19 protein-coding genes are annotated in these 21679 nt (G+C 31.1%); 4 read left to right on the top strand and 15 right to left on the bottom strand.

Annotated elements, in window-relative coordinates:
* Positions 1–14: 14 nt before the first annotated feature.
* The 11 genes from putP to nspC form a co-directional block, all read right to left on the bottom strand.
* Positions 15–1496 (bottom strand): sodium/proline symporter PutP, encoded by a 1482-nt coding sequence (gene putP, locus L8U98_RS01165; RefSeq protein ID WP_263737836.1) that lies wholly within the window; start codon positions 1494–1496, stop codon positions 15–17.
* Positions 1497–1513: 17 nt separating this feature from the next.
* Positions 1514–5011, bottom strand: a complete 3498-nt coding sequence (locus tag L8U98_RS01160) for a bifunctional proline dehydrogenase/L-glutamate gamma-semialdehyde dehydrogenase (RefSeq protein WP_263724605.1) — start codon at positions 5009–5011, stop codon at positions 1514–1516.
* 140 nt (positions 5012–5151) lie between these two features.
* Positions 5152–6183: a selenide, water dikinase SelD gene (selD, locus tag L8U98_RS01155; protein WP_263724606.1), complete on the bottom strand. Its 1032-nt coding sequence runs from the start codon at positions 6181–6183 to the stop codon at positions 5152–5154.
* A complete protein-coding gene (yedF, locus tag L8U98_RS01150) occupies positions 6180–6758 on the bottom strand; it encodes a sulfurtransferase-like selenium metabolism protein YedF (RefSeq protein ID WP_263724607.1) in 579 nt (192 codons plus the stop codon). The genes selD and yedF overlap by 4 nt, the downstream gene beginning before the upstream one ends.
* 43 nt (positions 6759–6801) lie before the next feature.
* Positions 6802–7536, bottom strand: coding sequence for a winged helix-turn-helix domain-containing protein (locus L8U98_RS01145; RefSeq protein WP_263724608.1), 735 nt, complete (start codon positions 7534–7536; stop codon positions 6802–6804).
* A gap of 55 nt (positions 7537–7591) precedes the next feature.
* The gene (gene fdh3B / locus L8U98_RS01140; RefSeq protein ID WP_039662920.1) at positions 7592–8161 is read right to left on the bottom strand and encodes a formate dehydrogenase FDH3 subunit beta; all 570 of its coding nucleotides are present in this window, start codon (positions 8159–8161) and stop codon (positions 7592–7594) included.
* A gap of 10 nt (positions 8162–8171) precedes the next feature.
* Positions 8172–10994 (bottom strand): formate dehydrogenase subunit alpha, encoded by a 2823-nt coding sequence (locus L8U98_RS01135; protein WP_263724609.1) that lies wholly within the window; start codon positions 10992–10994, stop codon positions 8172–8174.
* 16 nt (positions 10995–11010) lie between these two features.
* Positions 11011–11214 (bottom strand): twin-arginine translocation signal domain-containing protein, encoded by a 204-nt coding sequence (locus L8U98_RS01130; protein WP_012661099.1) that lies wholly within the window; start codon positions 11212–11214, stop codon positions 11011–11013.
* A 176-nt stretch (positions 11215–11390) separates the two neighbouring features.
* Entirely contained in the window at positions 11391–12071 is a 681-nt protein-coding gene (locus tag L8U98_RS01125; protein WP_263724610.1) for a molecular chaperone, read from the bottom strand.
* Positions 12072–12134: 63 nt separating this feature from the next.
* Entirely contained in the window at positions 12135–13064 is a 930-nt protein-coding gene (locus L8U98_RS01120) for a formate dehydrogenase subunit gamma (protein WP_263663798.1), read from the bottom strand.
* Between the two features lie 136 nt (positions 13065–13200).
* Positions 13201–14364 carry a carboxynorspermidine decarboxylase gene (gene nspC / locus L8U98_RS01115; RefSeq protein WP_263724611.1) on the bottom strand — a complete coding sequence of 388 codons (1164 nt, stop codon included), beginning with the start codon at positions 14362–14364 and terminating at the stop codon, positions 13201–13203.
* A gap of 132 nt (positions 14365–14496) precedes the next feature.
* Between nspC and L8U98_RS01110 the strand changes: the two genes are divergently transcribed.
* From L8U98_RS01110 to L8U98_RS01095, 4 genes are read left to right on the top strand one after another with little or no spacing between them, the layout of a single operon-like run.
* Entirely contained in the window at positions 14497–16041 is a 1545-nt protein-coding gene (locus tag L8U98_RS01110; RefSeq protein ID WP_263724612.1) for a multicopper oxidase family protein, read from the top strand.
* Between the two features lie 9 nt (positions 16042–16050).
* Positions 16051–16272, top strand: a complete 222-nt coding sequence (locus L8U98_RS01105) for a MoaD/ThiS family protein (protein ID WP_263672196.1) — start codon at positions 16051–16053, stop codon at positions 16270–16272.
* Positions 16273–16275: 3 nt separating this feature from the next.
* Positions 16276–16722 carry a molybdopterin synthase catalytic subunit gene (locus tag L8U98_RS01100; protein ID WP_263724613.1) on the top strand — a complete coding sequence of 149 codons (447 nt, stop codon included), beginning with the start codon at positions 16276–16278 and terminating at the stop codon, positions 16720–16722.
* A 1-nt stretch (position 16723) separates the two neighbouring features.
* On the top strand, positions 16724–17905 hold the full coding sequence (locus tag L8U98_RS01095) for a molybdopterin molybdotransferase MoeA (protein ID WP_263724614.1): 1182 nt from the start codon (positions 16724–16726) through the stop codon (positions 17903–17905).
* Position 17906: 1 nt separating this feature from the next.
* On the opposite strand, the gene L8U98_RS01090 is transcribed toward L8U98_RS01095, so the two are convergent.
* From L8U98_RS01090 to L8U98_RS01075, 4 genes are all read right to left on the bottom strand, one after another.
* Positions 17907–18107, bottom strand: a complete 201-nt coding sequence (locus tag L8U98_RS01090) for a hypothetical protein (RefSeq protein ID WP_263706597.1) — start codon at positions 18105–18107, stop codon at positions 17907–17909.
* 398 nt (positions 18108–18505) lie between these two features.
* The gene (locus tag L8U98_RS01085; RefSeq protein ID WP_263706594.1) at positions 18506–19054 is read right to left on the bottom strand and encodes a hypothetical protein; all 549 of its coding nucleotides are present in this window, start codon (positions 19052–19054) and stop codon (positions 18506–18508) included.
* Positions 19051–20553: a type I restriction-modification system subunit M gene (locus L8U98_RS01080; protein ID WP_263724615.1), complete on the bottom strand. Its 1503-nt coding sequence runs from the start codon at positions 20551–20553 to the stop codon at positions 19051–19053. The genes L8U98_RS01085 and L8U98_RS01080 overlap by 4 nt, the downstream gene beginning before the upstream one ends.
* The gene (locus tag L8U98_RS01075; RefSeq protein WP_263724616.1) at positions 20554–21624 is read right to left on the bottom strand and encodes a Fic family protein; all 1071 of its coding nucleotides are present in this window, start codon (positions 21622–21624) and stop codon (positions 20554–20556) included.
* Positions 21625–21679: the final 55 nt, after the last annotated feature.

Here is a 21679-nt window from a genome sequence, read left to right as displayed (position 1 = left end):
CTTTTGAATATATATTAAAGATGTTTTAACATTGTTTCATAAGCTGCTTTAGTTCCTGGACGCACTTTTGTAACCAAGCTCACTAAAACAATCACAATAGATGCAGCTAAAAATCCTGGAATGATTTCATAAATAGGAAAATTAAGCCACTCAGCCAAGAAATTTTTATATGCTACAACCACAACTACACCTGTAATCATACCTGCAATAGCAGCATATCTAGTCATTTTTGACCAAAATAATGAAAAGAGCATTACAGAACCAAAACTTGCTCCAAACCCTGCCCAAGCATAAGCTACTATGCTTAATACGCTTGAGTTTTTATCAGTAGAAATAACAAAAGCTATCACAGCCACTGCTAAAACACCAAATCTACCTAAAGTCATTACCATTTTATTAGACGCTTCTTTATTGAAAATTCTTTTATAAAAATCTTCTGCTATAGTCGAACTTGAAACAAGCAATTGTGAACTTGCTGTACTCATAATAGCTGCCAAAATAGCGCTTAATAAAATACCTGCTATCCAAGGATTGAAAAGTAATTGTGACATTACGATAAAAATCTTTTCAGGATCTTGTAAACTAAGTTCAAATTTACTCACATAAGCTATACCTAAAACACCTATCAAACAAGCACCAATTAAAGATATAACCATCCAAGAAATTCCTACAAAAGTAGCAGTTGGGATGTCTTTAGTTGAGCGTATAGACATAAAACGCACCAGAATATGTGGCTGACCAAAATACCCAAGCCCCCAAGAAAGTGCTGAAACTATACCTAAAAAGCTTAATCCTTCTCCCATAGAAAAAGTATTTGGCTTAATTTCTTTGACTATATTAACAGCTTCACTAAAGCCACCCAAATGATAAATCATCACTATAGGCACAACAATCAAAGCACTCATCATTAATAAACCCTGAATCAAATCCGTCCAACAAACTGCCTTATATCCACCTAAAAATGTATAAGCAACTATAATAACAGTTCCTGTAGTTAAAGCATAATCATATTGAATTCCAAAAGTTGCTTCAAAAAGTTTTGCTCCACCTACAAGTCCTGAAGAAACATAAAAAGTAAAGAAAATTAAAATAACAATAGCACAAACCACTCTTAATATATGCTTATCATCATCAAATCTTGTTTCAAAATAATCTGGAATGGTAATAGAATTTGCAATCACGCTAGTATAAATTCTAAGTCTTTTTGCTATAAAAGCCCAGTTTAAAAACGCTCCTATACTAAGACCTATTGCAATATAACTTTCAGCTAAGCCACTTACATATAAAGCTCCTGGCAAACCCATTAAAAGCCATCCACTCATATCAGAAGCTCCAGCACTAAGTGCTGAAACTACCGGCCCCATAGAACGACCACCTAAAAAATAGTCCTCTGAATTTTTATTTTGTTTATAAAAATAAAATCCGATAAAAAGCATTAATGCTGAATATGCGACAAACATTATCGCAATTTGAGTATTAATTTGAACAACCTCCATTTTATCTCCTTTTTATATTATTTTAAAGCACGAATGCCTAGATTTCCATAACGATGGAAAGATATACTTAAAGCTTTTTCATTGTGATATAAAAGCAACTCAAAACGTCCATTCATTAAAGGCTTAGCATTAGCGATGATTTTTGCGCAACTTGCTGCCTTTATGAAAATTTCATCATTAACATCTAATGGAGCAAAATAACGAATTCTTTCATAATCAGCTATTTTGCTAATGAAATTTTCTTTACTTTCTTTAAGGAATAAAGTTTTTGAACTAATTTTTTGATTAATCTTTTGCACAAGATCTATTTTTTCATGCTCATCATAACTTAAAATAAGATCAATATTTAGCACACTAGCTGCTAAAATAACTCCTAAAATATCTTTTAAGCTATCATCTTTATGCACTCTATATGCGATATTTTTAACCTTTGTATAAGAGAAAAAATTATCCTCACCTCTTATATTGACATAATCTTTCGCGCTTGCGAATTCATGTTTTGCATGATAAGCATAGCTTCTTGCCATAGCTTTAATGACTTCAAAATCGGCTTTATCTTTTTCATTTAAATCCAAGCTTAAAGCATTTAAATTTGATACTAATTCATTGTCTAAAACATTTTGATCAGCTTGACTTTGCTCTATATCTAAAAATTGGGTAATGTAATTATAAATTCCAACTTTTCTACCAAAACCAATGGCTGATTTTTTAATACCACCAAAAGGTTGTCTTAGAACTATAGCTCCCGTTGTTGGTTTATTAATATAAATATTTCCTGCCTCTATGTGAGTATGAAAATACTCCCATTCTCTCTCATCTAAACTTTCAAATCCTGCTGTAAGTCCATAACCTGTAGAATTTACTATATCAATAGCTTCTTTTAAATCTTTTGCTTTCATTACAGTTAAGATTGGCGCAAAAAGCTCATTCATATGCGTAAAATCACCTTTTTTAGTACCATATTTAATCCCTGGAGTTAAAAGATAAGGATTATCATCTATAAATTTAGGTTTTAAAGCCCAACTTTCATACGGAGCTAATTCATCTAAAGCTTTTTGTAATTTCACATCTGGTTTATCTGCTAAAGCTCCAAGTTTATTTTTAAACACAAATGGATTTCCAACCGCCATAGAACTAGCAGCATCTACCAAAGTCTTTTTGAACTCTTCATCATTATAAACTTCTTCTTCTAAAACTAGTAAAGAAGTAGCAGAGCATTTTTGACCTGAATTTGAAAAAGCTGAATGAATGATATTTTTAATCGCACTATCACGATCAGCAAATTTAGAAACAATGGTTGCATTTTTACCGCCTGTTTCGGCACTTAAAAGCAAGGTTGGATTAGCTTTGAGCATTGCATAAGCAGTTTCTTCTCCACCAGTTAATACTGAAAATTTCACACTTTGATCAACAAGTAAGTATTTTGATATATCACTACCTTTAGCAGGTAAGAAAATCAAAGCATCCTTAGGAATTCCTGCATCCCAAAAGCATTTACAAAGCATATAACCTGTTAACATCGATAAAGATGATGGTTTATATATCACTTTATTTCCTGCGGCCAAAGGTGCTGCTATGGTTCCTACTGAAATACCTACTGGGAAATTCCATGGTGCAATCACCACGCCTATGCCTTTTGCTTTAAAAGTAGTATTTGGATTTTGCTCTTTTAATTTTTCTAAAGAATGTGGGTAAAATTCTAAAAAGTCTATAGCCTCACTAACTTCAGGATCAATTTCTAAGAAAGTTTTTCCTACTTCTAAGGCTGCTATACCTATTAAATCTCCTCTACGCTCTCTAACAAGTTGAGCAGTTTTTGCTAAAATTTTATAAATTTCATCATGACTTAAATCACTAAAATTTGAGCTCTTAGCTACATCTAAAGCGTATTTGATCTCTGCTTGGCCTGCTAAGTGTGCTTTACCTATAGTGCGATTTTTGATTTTATCTTTAACTTCTACTACTTGTAAATTTTCGTTTTTAATTTCTTCTTTTGCAACTGGATAGACATCATAATTTTCTAAATTTTCATACTTAGCTCTTATACCCTTAGCCCATTCTCTATTTGCTTTTAAGATAAAATCTGTGTCAGGTTCGTTTTTAAATTCTTTACTCTCATAAGAACTAATAGCCTTTGTTTCATTATTTCTATCTTGAGTTCTATGAGTAGAATTATCCAAACTAGCAACACCTTCTAAAGATTTTAGAAATAATTCTTTTTGTATTTGCCAATTTTTATCATTAATTTTAAGATTGAAAAAATATCTCATGAAATTATCTTCACTAGTATTTTCATCAAGTCTTCTTACTAAGTATGCAATAGCATTGTTAAAATGTGCTTCATCACAAACTGGTGCATAAAGTATAAGATCATGCATTTTAGAAAGCTCATAAGAGCATTGTAAACTCATACCCTCAAGCATTTCAAAAGTAAAAGATGATAAAGCTCCAGCTTGTGAAATTCTAGTATAAGCATAAGCAATTTCAAATAAATTATGACTTGCAATACCTATATTAATATATTTATGATTATCTCCCTCTAAGACAAAATCAAGCATTTTTTTATAATTGCTATCGGTGTCAATTTTTTTATAAAAAGTAGGTAGAGCCCAACCTCTTTGTGAAGCTATAGTTTCTTCACTTTCCATATTCGCTCCTTTAACAAAGCGAATTTTTATAGGCTTCATACCTTTTAAAACTCTTTCTTTAGAAAAAGCAAAAAGTTTTTTCAAATACTCATAAGAATCAGGCAAATAAGCTTGCAAAACAATACCTGCTTTAATATCGTATTTTGCAACACTCTCCATAAAAGCTTCAACGGTTAATTCTAAATCTCTAAATTCTTCCATGTCAAGATTGATAAATTTAGACACACCTTGCTTTTTTTCTTCCTCTAAAGCAAGAGCATATAATTTATCCAATCTTTTTACCACCTCATCTTTAGAGTATTCAAAATCAATGATATTGATTTGGGAAAAAATGGTAGTAATTTTAATAGAAATATAAGTAATATAGCTTGTTTTTAATGCTTCTTCGTATTTTTTCATCCTATAAGCACTCTCAGCTTCGCCCAAAACCTCTTCACCAATTAAATTTACATTTAAAGTAATTTTATCTTCATCTTTTCTTTTACGCATATGAGGCTCTAAAACACTAGGATTTGCATCTAAAACCATAGCTTTAGTATCTTCTCTTAAATGCTTAATGAAAAATGGCACACTAAGAGTTGGTGCAAATTTTCCAAAATTTAAAAATGAAAAAAGTAAAAATTTTTCAAAAGCACTAAAAAAATCAGCTATACCATATTTGTTTAAAGTATGTTCTATAAGCTCAAAACTCGCGCTTTTATCTTTACATCTAAAAGAGCGATCTAAAAGCTCAATTAACATTACTTTATTTTTAGGATTGTTTAAAAGTTTTTGCATTTTGGCATGAAATTCTTTTTCGCTTTGAGAGATATTACTTTCTATCTTTCTTTGTAATTCTTCAGCTAATTGCAAAGCTTTTTGTATCATTTTTTCCTCCACTTTAATAGTTAATATGTATTTATGATACAAAAATTGCAACGAAAATCAACATATATTTATTTGTAATTTATTTTTTTATGTAAAAAAGTAACAAATATAAACATATATTTTTGATTGTAAATAAAATATTAGCACAATAATAAATAATTATGAGTATTTCTTACACATCTAGCAATAATCTTTGCTTCAATATTATGATCCTTTAAGATTTTTAAAGCTTCAATTGCTTCATTTTCACTCACACTAGCTAAAAGTCCACCTGAAGTTTGAGGATCAAAATACACTATATCCTCATCTTTTTCATTTAAATTTTCAACCCAAATTTTTAGACTATCTTTATTTTTATAAGCTCCGGCTGGGATAATCCCTATATTAGCCATTGACAAAACTCCATCCATTAAAGGAATTTCATTTTTATATACTTCTATCATAAGCTCTTTATTTAACATTTCTTTTAAATGTCCCAAAAGGCCAAAACCGGTAACATCGCTTAAAGCACTAAGACTTTTAAATTCCCTCAAAATACGACTTGCATAAAGATTTAAAAAACTCATTTGTTCTACTGCTTTTAAAATCTTTGCTTTTTCTAACAAACCAGCCTTGATAGCAGTACTAATAATACCACTACCTATAGGCTTGGTAAGTAAAATCACATCACCATCTTTTGCGCTATTATTAGCTATAAATTTTTTAGGATGAACTACACCTGTTACACTAAGACCAAAAATAAATTCATCATTTTCTATAGTATGCCCACCTACTAGCACAGCACCAGCTTCTTCAACCTTAACTCTAGCACCTTCTAACACTTCAAGTAAAATTTCATTATTAAAATGACAAGTATCAAAGCCTACAATATTTAAAGCATTAATCACCTCAGCACCCATAGCAAATACATCACTTAAGGCATTTGCAGCAGCTATAGCGCCAAAATGATACGCGCTATCAACCACAGGTGTGATAAAATCAAGAGTTTGCACTAAAGCTAAATCTTCATTTAGCTTATAAACACTTGCATCTTCATTATTATCAATACCACTTAAAATGTTTTCATGCGGTTTTAAAATGCCAAGAATTTTGTCAAGACCCACCGAGTCTAATTTGGCAGCTCAACCCGCAGCTTTTACATATTGGGTTAGTTTTTGATCTTTATATATCATAAAGAGATAATCTTTGCCTTTCCAAAAAGTTCATTTAAAATTTCATAAGCATTACCTATTTTACCTATTTTAAGCTCTTTGCTTTTGCCAAAAAATTCCAAACACGCCCCGCAACTATAAATTTCAACTCCTAAATTTTCAAGTTCTTTCATGGCTTCAAATGCCATATGAGAGCAATCAGTATTCATCAAAACACTATCATTAACACAAAGGATTTTTGCAGGTTTATTAGGTAAATCTTTTAAAGTTTTTAAAAAGCCTAGCATTAAATTTTTTCCAAGTTTTCCCTCGCCTACCCTATCGCTTTTTAAAAATAACACATTGTATTCTTGTAAATTTTTTTCTTGAGTTTGAGCTATATTGCTATCTTTTACAATGCTAATAATACTCTCATCATCTAAATCTTTAACATTAAATTCCAAATTTAAAGATTTTAAAAATCTCATTACATTTTCTTTAGAAGCTTGAGAATTTAAAAGAATTTCTAAATTTTCATTTTCTTTTAACTCTTCTAAAGCTTTTTTTGTTTCTATCACAGGACGTGGACAAGCTAAATCTCTACAATCAATTTTCATCTTTTACCTTTTTTATTTAATGATATATTGTTATAACTTGTATTCAAATTAAGTTTTTATCTTTTTCTTGATTTTTCTTAAAAAATAATTCTTTAAAGCGTTTATTGGTGTATTCTTCTACATCTTGTTGTAAAATTTTAAAATTTTGAATTAACTCATAAGCTCTTGGAGTAAGTTTGCTACCTGACTCACTTCCTCTTCCTTTTTTAGCAATAAGTAATTCTTCTTTCATATTTTTTTCTAGATCTTGTATATAAAGCCATGCTTTTTTATAATTAATCCCTAGTTGTTTAGCTGCTTGAGAAATACTTCCACATTCTCCTACTAATTCTAAAATATCTGTTTTACCTTTACCAAAAAGCAATTCTCCATCAGAATTTTCTACCCAAATTTTACTTTTTACATGAAATTTTTTACCCTTTTTTTCTTCAAAACAACCAAGTTCACAGTATTTAACATCAATCTTATAAGTTTTAAGCGTAGCTCTCATATCAGCCATGTTAAAGTCTTTAGCACATTCTAAAGCATCTTTGCATGATATGCGACGCTTAGAATCTAATTTTGTTTCTAATTTTTCCAAAATTTCACTTTTTGCTATATTTTTATTTAACTTGCCAAATTGACCTAGCTCACAATCTGAAATTTTTACGCCTAATTCTTTTATAATGGCTTGAAAATCTTCTTTAGAGTATTGTTTTAAAAGTTCTAGTGCTTTTTTACAAGTAAGTTTATTATTTTCATCAAGATTTTTTTGAATTTGTAAAATTAGCTCTTCCATGAATTAACCTTGGATTATAAGTAGTAAAAAAGGGTGTTTGTAAACACCCTTTGAGTTATTTTGCATCAAGTCCTAAGTTTTGACCCTTGAGTAAAACTCTTTTTCTATACATTGCACTAACTTCAGCTGCATCACCAACCAAAAGTGCATTTGTAGAACAAACCGCAGCGCACATAGGTACTTTACCTTCTGCAATACGATTTTGTCCATAAAGCTCTCTTTCTTCATGAGAGTTAGTAGGCTCAGGACCACCTGCACACATAGTACATTTATCCATTTCACCCTTAATACCAAAAGCACCATCTCTTGGAAATTGTGGAGCACCAAAAGGACATGCATAAAGACAATATCCACAACCTATACAAGTTTTTTTATCATGTAAAACAATACCATCAGCTCTAATATAAAAGCATTTTACAGGACAAACTTGCTCACACGGAGCATCTGTACAGTGTTGGCAAGCAAGAGTTGTTGAAAACTCTTTGCCTTCTATACCTTCATTTAGAGTGATTACTTTTCTTCTATTAATTCCCACTGGTACTTCATGCGCACTTGAACAAGCTACTTGACAAGCAAAGCAAGAAATACAGCGATTATTATCTACATAAAATTTCATTCTAGCCATAACTTACCCCTTAAGCCTTTTCAAGTCTGCAAAGTCCTGCGTTAAACTCAGAAATTTGCGTATTTATATCAAAACCATAGTTAGTAACCGTGTTAGAACTTTCCCCTATAGTATAAGGTTTAGTACCTTCAGGATAATTGTAACTTAAATCCACTCCTTGCATAATACCTGCAAAATTATAAGGCAAGCAAATTCTATCTGGTGTAACTGAATGATTATGTACACATTTTACTTTAATCTTAGTACCTTGTGGCGAGTGAATCCACATCATATCACCATCATTTATACCATATTTTAAAGCAAGTTCAGGGTGTACATTAGCAAACATCTCAGGTGTGATTGCAGCAAGATATTTACTAGTTCTCTCAAGCATACCTGCACCACTTAAATTTACTAAGCGCATACTTGAAATAATAGTTGGAAACTCTTTACTCCAATCTGTTTTTTGTTGCTCGCCAATAAATTTACTCTCAACCCTAAAGTTTTTCTCTTGATCGCCCCAAGTAGGATATTTTTTAACCAAATCCCAACGAGGTGAGTGAATAGGCTCTCTATGTAGTGGAATAGGATCAGCAAATTCCCAAACTTTCATTCTCGCTCTTGCATTGCCTAAACAACAAGCACTTTTTTCTCTACATTTTTCTAAGATTATACCTGAAATATCAGTACTCCAGCTAGCACCCATTAATTCTTTTTCTTTATCACTTAGTTTGATATTAAACACTTTTTCGATATTTTCTTTAGTGATTTGCGGGTAGCCACCTTTAACTTTACATCCTTTTGGAGTAAAGGCTTCATCTGCTAATTGAGAATGCCCATCATGCTCTAAACCAAAGCGATTTCTAAAGCCCATACCACCTTCTTCATAAGGAATATCCGTGTTCCACATGATAGAAGTACCTGGGTGTTGTTTATCCCAACAAGGCCAAGGTAAGCCATAATATTCACCTTTAACTTCACCGCCAATACCTCTTTGAGTATCAGGATCAAAATGTTCCCAATTTTGTTGGTGTTTTCTTAGACGTTCAGCTGAAATACCTCTTAAGCCTATACTTAAAAGACCATTACTCATTTCTCTTGTAGCATCATCAGGCCATATGAAATTATCATCACTATCATCTCTTGTTTGTACAAGTTTATGATCTTTTAATTCCATTTTCATACCACGAGTGTATTCTTTATAAAAACCAAATTTTTTAGCAAAAGCAAACATAATCTCTTGGTCTTCTTTACTTTCATAAATTGGTTTTACTACTTGAGAACGCCATTGCATAGCACGGTTAGTCGCTGTTACATAACCTTCTGTTTCAAATTGAGTACAAGCTGGGATGATATAAATACCATCTGGACGATCTGCTAAAACTGCTACTTCATTTACAAAAGGCTCAGCAATTACGATCATATCAAGTTTTTTAAGTGCTTCTTGAATTTTTACCGTATGTGCCATAGAAGTAATACCTGTTCCTTGCACCCAAAGTACACGGATAGGTGAGTTAGAATAAGTTTTCTCTTCATGTAAAACGCCTTGCCACCATTTTGCTAGCGAAAAGCCTTTTTCATGCATCCATTCTTTAGAATAAAATCTTGAATTTAAATACTCTCTTTCGACATTCCATACATTAGAGAAGTGATTCCAAGCATTATCATCAAGTCCATAATAAGCTGGTAAAGTATCTGCCAAACAACCCATATCAGTAGCACCTTGAACATTATCATGACCTCTGATGATATTTGTTCCTGCGCCTGGTTTACCTATATTACCAAGAACAAGTTGCAAGATAGCTAGAATTCTTGTGTTAGAGCTACCTACTGAGTGTTGAGTAATACCTAAAGCCCAAAATAGCGTAGCAGGTTTGATTGTAGCTAGCATTCTTGTGATTTTTTCAAGTTGAGCAGCCGGAACACCTGTTACATCTTCTACAACTTCAGGAGTCCATTTAGCAGCTTCTGCTTTTATTTCTTCAACCCCATAAGTTCTGGTTTTTATTAATTCTTTATCTTCCCAACCGTTTTTGAAGATCAAATGAAGCATACCATAAACTAAAGCTATATCTGTACCTGGACGAATTCTTACGTATTCATCAGCATGTACTGCAGTTTTTGTAAATACAGGATCTACAACTACTAATTTAGCATTATTACGATCTTTTGCTTGCAATAAGTGTTTAAATCCAATAGGATTAGCCACAGCAGTATTTGCACCAAAAATAATCATCATTTTTGAGTGTTTAGTTACATCACCAAAATGATTTGTCATAGCGCCATAACCCCATGTATTCGCCACACCGGCGACTGTTGCGCTGTGTCAAATTCTAGCAACGTGGTCTATATTGTTAGTACCCCAAAATGCTGCAAATTTTCTAAAATAATAAGCTTGTTGGTTATTAAATTTAGCCGAACCTAAAAACATAACGCTATCAGGTCCATTTTCTTTACGGATTTCAAGCATTTTATCACCAATTTCATTGATAGCTTGCTCCCAAGTTAAACGCACCCATTTACCGTTTTCTTTTTTCATAGGATATTTAATACGCTGTTTTGATTTAGTAAGATCAATTTGATCTATCCCTTTACAGCAGTGTGATCCTTGAGAAATAGGATGTTCTATAGCGTTTTCTTGACGCACCCAAACTCCATCTTGTACTTCTGCTTTAATTCCACAGCCTGCACTACAGATACTACAGATTGTTCTAACAATCTTAGAATCTGGATAAGGATTTGCTACTTCTTGTTCACTTGCAGCTCTAATAGCTTTGTTTTCACTACCAAAAGCCGCACTTCCAAGACCAGCAATACCAGCAAGCTTAAGAAAATTTCTTCTTGCTAATGCCATATTCTTCCTTTCTTAATTAGTAAGCTATTTTGTAGTATTTTTCCCAATGCATAGTTTTTTTATAAAGCACTTCTTTTTTAGTACTTTTTCCTAAAACTACGGTATTTTGCTCTTGGTAATCATCTTTAGCTAAAGCATTAACGCTCGCTCCAGCTACTACCCCTAAAGCACCAATTTTCAAAGATTTTTTTAAAAAATCCCTTCTTTGATTGGCCTCCATGTTCTCTCCTTTGAAATAAAAGTAAAGAATAACTATAAATACTTAATTTTAAAGTATTTACACACTTAAACATTATAACTTTTGCATATTTTCACTTAAGATTTTATTTAATTTCTATTTTCATAAAAAGATGATTTTGATAATATGTATTTTGGTAACAAAATACATATTTATTTTTATAATTTGCTAAGTTCTTCTATATTTGTTTTACTAAATTTAGTAGGAAGTCTTGGTTCGTAAGGAAGTCTTTGTAAAGCCTCATCTGCTATACTTTTACCTTCTTTTTTTACAGGTGCTTGTACTTCTAAATAAGCTCTTTCGTTTGTAAAAAAGACTTTCATAATATTGGCAATAGCAATGTAAAAATTTGAGTTTTTATGGATTTGTAATTTTTCTATAAACTCATCTATTACAGGATTTATCACAAAGCGAAATAATTGCTGTGCAACTTTCAAATCATGCTCAATAATGCTTGCCATAAAAGCAAACAAAAAGCCAAATTCATCTTCACTTTGTCTGCAATCTTCTTTTTTTCTAAATTTGGTTTTTCTAATGATTTCACAGGCTTGAAGCTTCATTTTGCCATCATCTCTGCCCTCATCATAAAAAGAAGCGCTAATAGGCACATTCACGTAAGAAAAATCAAAAAACACCGCATTTTGTTCTTCTTTAAAACTTGCAAAATCGCATGCGCTAAGTTTTTCAAAATCAGACTTTAAACTATCATCTAAAGGACTTTGAGCTAAAACTAAAACTTGTTCATGCCAAATTTTAAACTCTTTTTCATCGATAAAATTAAAAGCTTTTGAAAAAAATTCATAAAAATATTTGCGCGAAAGATCAATATCTTGTATCATTAATTTTCCTTGTTATTTTTATTTGATTATAACAAGGAAAATTTAAAAAAATCAAGTGAGATTTTAAAATTTTGTTTTAGAATCGTAAGTAAATGATGGATTGATTTGTTTTTTATCGCTTAATTCTTTATACCAATAAGAATGTAAAATATAAACTTCCTCTTCTTCTTTATAACCACTAATCATAGAATGGATACTTCCTTTAATAGCAAATACAGCCATATAAATATGAATAGCAAAAAATACCGCACATAAAATACCCAAAATATTATGGATGATAGCTGAAGCTCTTAAAATATCTATATGAGAAATTCCAAAAATAGATTGTAAAGAAGTAGAATTAAAATCAAGGAAAAACATAAACGCACCGGTGATTATCATCAAAAAGCCACCAAAAACAGCTATATAATACCAAGATTTTTGACCAAAATTAAACTTGCCAGCAGGCACAGGTTTTTTCTCTTTACTTAAATATCCACCAACCATCATCATCCATCTTAAATCATAACTTGCAGGAAGCATTCTTTTAATCCAACATAAAAGCATAGGAATGATAGAAATGATAAATAAAATAGTAGCAATACCATGTAAGTTTTTACACATTCTTACAAAAAATCCACCACCAAAATATGATCCAAAAATCATAATAAGACCGGTTGGCACAAGGATAATCCAAGAAATTGCCGCTACAAAATGAAACAATCTTTCAAATACCGAAAAGGCATAAATTTTCTTACCATCATGAGAAAATTTCTTTGGACCTATGACCATATAATGCAATGCAAAAGCTGAAATTACCACTATAAGTATAATCAAAACAGCACTTGCAATATACTCACCTTGTAGTTTAGTCCACAAAGCACCAAAATTTTGATAACTTTCTATATTCATCACTCTTTGCACATCCCAAATTTGAGTATTTTTAACTTCAAAATTTTCTTGAGCAAATAGAAAGTTAAAACAGGCTAAAAGAGCTAGTATAACCCTATGCATAAATTACTCCTAAACATTACACACTAGCCAAAGCTTAGCGTTGTAGTTTTGTTAATTTTCAGTTTCCATTTTTATTTTAAAAAAAGTTTTATTTAAAAAACATAAATTTGCAAAAAACTACAAAAAAACTCAATTTTTAGTTTCTTTTTGAATAATTTTCATAGCCAAATTCTCTTACCATAGATAAATTTTCATTCTTATCTAAGAACATTAAATTTGGAAGTCTTACTCCATTAAAAGTGGTGTTTTTAACTATGGAATAATGAATTTGATCTAAAAATACTATTTTTTGTCCTATTTTTAACTCTTGATTAAAAGCATACTCTCCCATGATATCCCCTGCTAGGCAAGTATTGCCACCAAGTAAATAAGCAAATTCATTTTCTTTTAACTCGCTATATTTTTCCCCATCACGACTTGATAAAATTCTAGCATTTAAAACCTCGCTTGTATAAGGCATGATGATAGTATCTGGCATATGAGCTTCGCTTGAAGTATCTAAAATAGCTATTTTTTTCTCATTTTCTACTATGTCTATCACACTTGCAACTAAAGTTCCACACTGCCAACCCACAGCCTCACCTGGCTCAAGATACACTTGCACCCCGTATTTATCGCTAAATTTTTTACAAAGATCAATTAGTTTTTGCGTGTCATAGCCTTCTTTTGTAATGTGATGGCCCCCGCCAAAATTAATCCATTTCATATTTTTAATAAATTTTGAAAATTTAGCTTCAAAAGCATTTAACACAAGCTCTAAAGAATGCGCACTTTCTTCACATAAAGCATGAAAATGAAGCCCACTTAAAGCATTTAAATCTTCATTTTCAAAATCAATCGCACGAATTCCTAATCTTGAAAATCTACCACAAGGATTATAAAGTTCTTTTGGAGCCACTGAAAGCTCTGGATTACAGCGCAAACCAAGAGACTTTTTACTTACTTTGTCTTTAAATTTTTTAAACTGATTAAAAGAATTAAATACTATATGATGTGAAAGATCGATGATTTCATCTATTTCATCCTCTTTAAAAGCAGGTGAAAAAGTATGAATTTCTTTATCCATATATTCTTTTGCAAATTTAGCTTCCCAAAGCCCACTGCAAGTACAACCTGATAAATACTCACCCACTATATCCATAGCACCTGAAAAAGCAAAACCCTTTAGAGCAAGTAAAACTTTTGCTCCACTTTGCTCGCTCACTTTAGCCAAAAGTTCACAATTTTTTCTAAGTTTATCTTCTTCTAAAATATAAGCAGGGGTTTGAAAGTCTTTATCTAAATGATTTTTAATTAGCATTATTTATCCTTAATTTTTGATTTAAAACCACTTGTATAACAAATCATATTAAAATTATATCTTGTTTTTATAATTTACAATCATTAATCAAATAATAGTTATAATCAAAATTAATTTAGGAGTAAAAATTTGATGAACAGAAGGTTATTTTTAAAATTTAATGCTTTAGGTTTAGCAAGTATTAGCAGTGCTTATGCAATGGGAGATCATTCTCATCATAATATGCACTCAAAACATACACAAAAAGAAGTAAAAGAAATCGATACTTCTTTTATCAAACTAGAAAATCCAAACATTAAATTACTAGATGAAAAAGACTTTCCTAGCGGACAAACATTAGCAAATTTAAAACTTCTAAAAAATACAAATACAAAGAAAAATTTCTTTAGATCAAGTATAGAAATCAAAGAAAGTCAAATAGAACTTGTTAAAGGTAAAAAAACAAAATGCTTTACTTACAATGGCTCTATACCTGGACCTAAAATAGAAGTTTATGAAGGTGACACTGTAGAAATTTTGGTAAAAAATAGTTTAAAAGAGCCAACTACAATCCACTGGCATGGACTTGACATACCACCTGAGCAAGATGGTAATCCACATGATCCTATCATGCCTGGTAGAGAAAGAATTTATCGCTTTAAACTTGGAGAAAATTCAGCGGGAACTTACTGGTATCATCCACACCCTCACTACACCACAGCAAAGCAAGTTTATAAAGGCTTAGCAGGGGTATTTGTAGTTAAAGCTAAAAAAGATGCGTTGTCGCATTTACAAGAGCAAGATTGGGTGATTAGTGATTTGCGTTTAGATGAAAATGCACAAATTCCTGATAACAATTTATTTGATTGGCTAAATGGTAGAGAAGGAAATTTAGTTCTTATCAATGGACAATTAAAGCCAAAAATAACACTTGACAAAGCTCAAAGAATTCGTATTTATAATTTTTGTGCGGCAAGATATTTAAATTTACGCATTAAAGGTGCTAAATTTATTTTAGTAGGAACTGATGGAGGGCTTATAGAAAAAGGTGTTGAATTAGATGAGTTATTTTTAAGTCCTGCTTCAAGAGTAGAAGTATTAATCAAAGCAAGTAAGGGTGATTTTAAACTTGAAAGTACTTATTATGACCGCGATAAAATGCTTGTTAAAGAAGAACCTTACACTCTTATGTTAGCTGATCTTAAAGTAGAAAAAACTATAGAAAACATACCTGAAAAATTACGCGAATTTCCACCTTTAAAAGAAGCTACAAGCTTTAAAGAAGTGATTATGAGTGAAGATCACATGCAAATGCATGGTATTAGTAAAAAAAGTAAAGAAGAAATCAAAAAAAGCCTTGCCTCTATGTTTTTAATCAATGGTAAAACATTTGATATGAATAGAACGGATTTAACCTCAAAATTAAATGAGGTAGAAGAATGGATAATAAAAAACAAATCACATATGGATCATCCTTTCCATATACACGGAACACAATTTGAATTCATATCTTCTAAATTTAAGGGTAAAATAACAAAAGCAAAATTCAGAGCATTGCAAGATACGATTAATGTAAGACCTAGGGAAGAATTAAGACTTAGAATGAGTCAAAAATTTACCGGTATTAGAATGTTTCACTGCCATATTTTAGAGCATGAAGATCTTGGAATGATGGGAATTTTAGAAATCAAAGAATAAAGGTAAAAAATGGTAAAAGTTGAATTTCTAGGGCCAATTAACAAAGAAAGCTTAGAACTAAATGTAAGTAATCTTAAAGAATTAAAAGCGATTTTAGGACAAGATGAAAGCTTAAAAGAATGGCTTGAGCTTTGTGCGGTTGCTTTAAATGATGAAATGGTTTTTAATGATGAAACTACCTTAAAAGATGGGGATAAAATATGCTTATTACCACCGGTTTGTGGAGGATAAGTTATGTTTGAATTACACCAAGGAGCCTTAGAAATTCCTAGCATTTATGCTAGATGGTATGAATATGCTAAAGACAAAAACTGCGGAGCTTTGATCACATTTTGCGGTATAGTCAGAGCTGAAGATGAGATTGAGGCTTTGAGTTTTGATATATATGAGCCTTTATTAAAAACTTGGTTTGAAAAGTGGTGCCAAAAACTTGCAAATGAAAATGTAAGCTTGATGTTTGCTCACTCTATCGGCGAGGTTAAAGTGCATGAGAGTTCTTATTTTACTGGGGTTTTAAGTAAGCAAAGAAAATTAGGACTTAAGCTGATTAATGATTTTGTAGAAGATTTTAAAGCAAGTGCGCCTATATGGAAATATGATATCATTAATGGTGAAAAAATTTATGCCAAAGAACGCTCTTTGAAACTTCAAGGAGCAGGAATTTTAAGCACCAAGGACTAAAATGCCAACTTCTTATAACCAAAGTTTAAATATACTTCATTCACACATACAAACATATGAAAAGATAGAAAACATCGCTTTAACACAGTGCTTAGATAGAATTTTAGCTATAGACATCAAAGCTTCTACTAACAACCCTCAATTTCCCACAGCCTCTATGGATGGCTATGCGATCAAATTTAGCGAGCAAGATGAGCCTTTGTCTCTTATAGGCGAAGTACCTGCTGGAATTTTCCCAAGCTTTAAAATACAAAGCAAAGAATGTGTTAAAACCTTTACAGGCTCTTTAATGAGTGAGGGTTGTGATACCTTAGTACCTGTTGAAAAAGTAGAAGTTAAAAATAACATGGTTTATATAAAAGAAAAAGTTCCACAAGGCTTTGCTGTAAGAAAGGTGGGCGAGAGCTACACCGAAGGTGAAATTTTACTCACCAAAGGCACAAAGCTAGGCTATAGCGAGATAGCACTTTTAGCCGAGCTTGGACACTTTCATATTAGCGTTTTTACTAAACCTATCATAGGCGTGCTAAGTAGTGGAAGTGAGATCAAAGACTTAGGCGAAAGCTTAGAGCACCCTGCACAAATTCGCTCATCAAACCATGTAGCCATAGCTAATATGGCAAAAAAACTTGGTGCTGAAGCTAGAATTTTCCCACTTTTAAAGGATGATATGCAAAAAACTCCAAGTGTTTTAAAACAAGCACTTAATGCGTGTGATATTTTAGTTACCACTGGTGGAGTTTCCATGGGGGATTTTGACTTTTTAAAGCAAGCTGTTAAAGAGTATGAAATCATCATAGATAAAGTCGATGTAAAGCCTGGCAAACACATCAAAATAGCCAAATTTGAAGATAAATTCATCTTTGCGCTACCGGGTTTTCCATACTCGGCTATGGTGATGTTTAATTTATATGTAAGAGAGCTTTTAAATGCTTGGCTTTTACAAGAAAAAGACTATGTATTTAAGGCATTTGCAAATACTGACTATAAGAAAAAAAGTTCGCATTTAGAATTTGTAGCTTGTAATGTAGAATTTAAAGATGGAAAAATTTATGCAAATTTAAAAGGCAAAAAACAAGGCTCAAGTGCCATCATCAACAACCTTAACCACAAAGCCGCATTAATGATAGCACATGATAATATAAAAGAAAATGATTTGGTGGATATAATTTTTATGCCTTGATTTATGCTAGATGAGAGCTTATGCGTTGTCCTTTTTTATCAAAAGTTACAATCCAACTACCTTCTTTTATACTAACACTAAAACCTGTAAATCCTATCAAAGCATCACCTTTGTTTGTATTTACTGGCTTACTATAAAGCCTCCTATTTCCATCATAAACTTCCACCCATGAACCACTAACTTTAGCCAAAGTAATAGCCATTTTTTCTCCTTTAATTAAAATCGAAGGACGATAATATCAAAAAAAACGCAAGAGCCAATTAGTTATTTTAAAAATTGATGATTTAAAGCAAAATTTAACAAGGATATAAAATAGATAAAAAATTTAAATGATTTTTTTAAATTAAGAAAAGAATTTTATACTTTCTTTGATGAACATATACCAAAAATGGAAAAAGTTGATATTTTTGATTTTTCTAAAGCAAAAACCATGGGGTGCAAAGGAAGTTTATAATCATTTTATAAATTCGACTATGCTATAAGAAAATGCTCGCTTGGTATTTATAGAGCTTTTGATATTAGCTATAACAAAGATATAAAAAAGATTTCTAATGACAAAGTATAAATTTTTAACTTTTATTAAATTTTAAAAAAGATTTTTTAATCTTGATTTTTAATAAATTCGCTTTTATTAAATTCTTTAAAATTATACCAAGCTAAGACATTATAAACAAATCCTATAACAAAAAATACAAATCCTATTAAAATAGGCAATGTTAAAAAACCATAAAAATACATTTTACAAACTTTTATAAAATAAGACTGATTAGCTACTCTAGCTATCTCATAAAAAATTCTTTTTAAGAATTTAAAATATAGCAAACAAAATAAAATATGTATAGCCAACAAAAACGGAGTAAAAAACATTAATAAAAAATATTCTTCATTTAAAAAAACATAATAAAAAAATAAAATCATAAAATAAAGTAAAATAAAATAAAAAAATAAAATAAAAAGTGTTATAAAATAATTCTTGAACAAATTCTTAGCACTAGTATAAGTTTTTAATTGATATAAAACTATCATATATAATGTCGCGCTAATTACACTTAAAAAACCCATATAAGGCATAAAAGAACATAAATAAAAAGTTAAAGAAAAAAGGGCTATAACCCTCACATTTTTAGATTTCTTTTTTATATCTATCATTTATTACCTCTTAAACTAGCTTGAATTTTTTCAAAAAGCACTTTTGCTTGTTTTTGATTTTGCTCTAACTCGCTTAAAATTTCCTCTACTTCACGCAAAGTTTTTTCTTCTTTTACGTTTGGGTTTTTAGCACTTAAATCATAATTTCTTTCTTCAAGTTCTTTTTTACTTACCAAATAAGAATTAGCCGTGATTTTTCTTTCTTTATAACATTTTAAAAATTCTTGCAAATGCGTGTATTCTAAAGGTTTGTTTTTAGTCAATTTAAAAGGTGGTACAAGCTCATAGTAATATACACTTTCATCGTTTTCACCACAAATGCTTCTTTGTCCTTTAGAGAAAAAAAGCACATTAGTTTTTACCGCACTATAAGGCAAAAACACCCCACTTGGCAAGCTTAAAACACATTCAAGATTAAAATTTTCTAGCAAGTCTTTTTTTACACTCACAAAGGCATTTGAATTTTGAAAAAGCACTCCTTCAGGCACTACTATGGCACACCTTCCGTTGTTTTTCAAAGACTTTAAAATATGCTGCAAGAACAAAAGCTCAGTAGCGTTTGATTTTACAGGAAAGTTATTTTGAATTTGATCTTTTTCTTTACCACCAAAAGGAGGATTTGCCAAAATCACTTCGTATTTTTCATTTTCAGTTATGTCTGTGATTTTTTTATTTAGAGTATTGGTTTTGATGATATTTGGGGACTTAACCTCATGTAAAATCATATTCATCACGCCCATTGCATAACTTAGTGGAGTTTTTTCTTTACCGAACAAGGCATCATTTTGTAAAAATTCAAGTTCCTCCACACTCAAATTTGCTTTTTTCTTTTTTGCCCTATCTTCATAGAGAATATGTAAAAAACTCTCTACTAAAAACCCACAACTCCCACACGCAGGATCATAAATTCTCTCTTTTGCTTTAGGGTCTAGCACCTCCACCATAGCTCTAACCAAAGGTCTTGGGGTATAAAACTCCCCGCTATTTCCCCCATCGCTTCCCATGTCTTTTAAAAGCTTTTCATAAACCTCACCTAAAGCAAATACATCACTTTCTTTGCTAAAACTTAGCTCATCGACTAAATTTATAACTTCTCTTAAAGTATGGCCATTAGCTATGCGGTTGTCTATAAATTCAAAAATTCCGCCTATCTTATACTCTATGCTTTTGAAATTTTCATTATCTTTAAAACTTTTTAGGTATGGAAAAAGCTCATCATTTACAAAGCTTAGCAAATCACTTCCACTTAAAGCATTTTTTACATCAAGCTTTCCTTCGCTTGTTTTAGGTGCTGCCCAAGCCCTCCAACTAAATTTTTCTTGCAAAATAGCCTTATAAGGCTTTTCATCTAACTCAGCTTCTAGCTTTAACTCTTCTTCATAATCATCTAAAAATTTCAAAAAAAGCACCCAACTAATCTGCTCACTATAATGCATAGCACCGCTTATGCCATCATCTCTTCTTAGAATATCTGTGATTTTATCGATTTTACCTTGCATTTAAAAAATTCCCTTTCTAAAAAGTCTTAAAAGTTCTATATTAATATAATAATTATTTCTACCCATTTTAATGCACTCTAGCACCCCTAAATTTTCACAAATTTTAAGGTATTTTGAGGCACTTTGCCTAGAAATATCTAATTTATTTATCAAAAAGTCTATCTTTGTATAAGGATGAGAAAACAAAAGCTCCACAAAGTCTTTGCTGTAAAAATTCGTTTTATTTTGCAAAATTTCACCTACATCAGACATCATTTTTTCTATTATAGTAATGGTTTTTATCGTTTTTATAGCAGTTTGCTCTACACCTTTGAGTATGTATTCTATCCATTCTAAAATTGCACCTTCATCACGTACTTTTTGTAAAAGATTGTAATACTCTTCTTTGTTATTTACTATATAAGCGCTTAAATACAAGATAGGCAAATCAAGCAAGCCTTTATAAACTAAATAAAGTATATTGATAATCCTGCCTGTTCTACCATTACCATCGTAAAATGGATGTATGCTTTCAAACTGATAATGAATGATTGCCATTTTTACCAAAAAATCAAGTTCATCTAAAGTATCATCGTTGATGTATCGCTCCAAATTTCCCATAAGTTCTTGTATATCACTAGGATTTTGCGGGTGTGTGTGTTTGATTTCTCCTGTGGTAGGATTTATAAGTGTAATTCCGCTTTGTTTTCTAAAACCTGCATTATTTCTTTCTAGTCTTTTTTGAATTTCTAAAATATGTGCATTTCTTAACAATTGCTCTTTTTTTAAAAGCTCATATCCTTTTTTTAAAGCATTTTCATAGTCTTTCACTTCTTTTGCCGCTCTTGTAAGTTTACTTTCATCGATTTGAGATAAAAAAAGTTCATCGTGAGTGGTAATAATATTTTCTATCTCGCTAGAATCTTTAGCTTCTTGCAAGATCAAAGCATTGATTAATATATTTGGATTAGGCATGCTTTTGCTAAGTCCATTTAACTCCGCTAATTTTCTCGAAGCCCTAATGATAAGACCATAAATATTTGCATTTAATTCTATATCTAAAGGAAGTTTTGGTGGTATGAATTCTTTCATAATTTTTCCATATGTTAAAATTTTTTAAAATTTTTAACATTATAAAAAAATATGT

The sequence above is a fragment of the Campylobacter sp. RKI_CA19_01128 genome (assembly GCF_025771175.1).
In the GTDB taxonomy this organism is placed as follows: domain Bacteria; phylum Campylobacterota; class Campylobacteria; order Campylobacterales; family Campylobacteraceae; genus Campylobacter_D.
This window is presented reverse-complemented; position numbering and strand designations above follow the sequence as displayed.